This is a genomic window from Streptomyces spinoverrucosus (assembly GCF_006539505.1).
GTDB classification, from domain to species: Bacteria; Actinomycetota; Actinomycetes; order Streptomycetales; family Streptomycetaceae; genus Streptomyces; species Streptomyces spinoverrucosus.
In genome coordinates this window covers 1-1053 of record NZ_BJND01000192.1, presented here as the reverse complement: position 1 = coordinate 1053, position 1053 = coordinate 1, and the positions used below count along the sequence as shown (strand labels likewise).

General features: G+C 57.8%; 1 protein-coding gene. It reads right to left on the bottom strand.

Annotated features, from left to right (window positions below):
* Positions 1 to 458: 458 nt before the first annotated feature.
* Positions 459 to 791, bottom strand: coding sequence for a hypothetical protein (locus tag SSP24_RS42475; protein WP_141316619.1), 333 nt, complete (start codon positions 789 to 791; stop codon positions 459 to 461).
* Positions 792 to 1053 lie beyond the last annotated feature (262 nt).

The window sequence follows — 1053 nt, the reverse complement described above, 5'->3', positions numbered from 1 at the left end:
AATCAGGGCGTCCGGCAGCCCGTGATCTTCGGTCATTGATGATCGCTGCAGGAGTCGCGTTCCCCACACGACTATGTTCAACGATCAAGGCCCGAGGCCTCGCAACCAACCGTGCACGAGACCGTTCGTCCCCTGGTCCGGTCACCCCGCCACCGGCTCCCTGGCACGGGCTGAGCGGTGCGATGCAGGCAGCGTCCAGTCGTCGAAGGAGGAGCCCATGTCTGACGGCCGATGGCTTCCTCGACCTGATGAGGCTGATGAGGTTCTCGGCGGAAGATCCCGCGATGCCGGCTTGCTTGCTTGAGCAGAAAGCGGATACGACGGCGGACCCGTCAATCTTCGGACGGTGAACGAGTCGTACGCAAGGCCGTTCCTGTTTGCCTCCGGAAGCCGTCAGGTCAGACTTTCCGCACGGCTCGGTCTTGCGCTGTTGCGGCGGGACCTTCCGATTCGAGCTCCTACTCCGAAACCGTTATCTGTAGCGGGGGCGAATAGACATCATCTATATTGTCCTGGAAATGAAGACGAATATCGAAGACGCCAACCTGGTTGAACCCGACATGCGGCATGATTACTGAGCCTGACTTTACGTCATACGTTTTTTGGTTGATCCAGCCGAATCCGGGCAAATATTGCTGCAGTTGCACTGTCCCCCAGGTCATGGGACTCCCGTCACTGTCCGTCACATTTGCGATCAGGTTGTACGGCACATCACGGCGCAGTTGTGACGGGGGAATGGGATCTCCTGTCGCTGAATCAACAATCGCTTGAGATGCAAACGAGACGTTCACCGCCGGAGCCTCCTGAGTTTGACTGGTCCTCGGGGGTTGGCTCGCCTGGGCAGACGCCGCTAGGCAGGGAGTTACGAGGCAAATCCCGAGGCCCAGTCCCAAGGATATGAAAGCGCGAGAAATGCGACGGCAATCCATAAATTCTCCCGAATCCGCAGATTAGGTTCACTTGGTTATCTAATGATCATGTGTTACAAAGCGGATCGCTTCAACTGATGGGATGGCGGTCAGGGGGATAGTCAGCCCTTCGACTGGGGGAGCC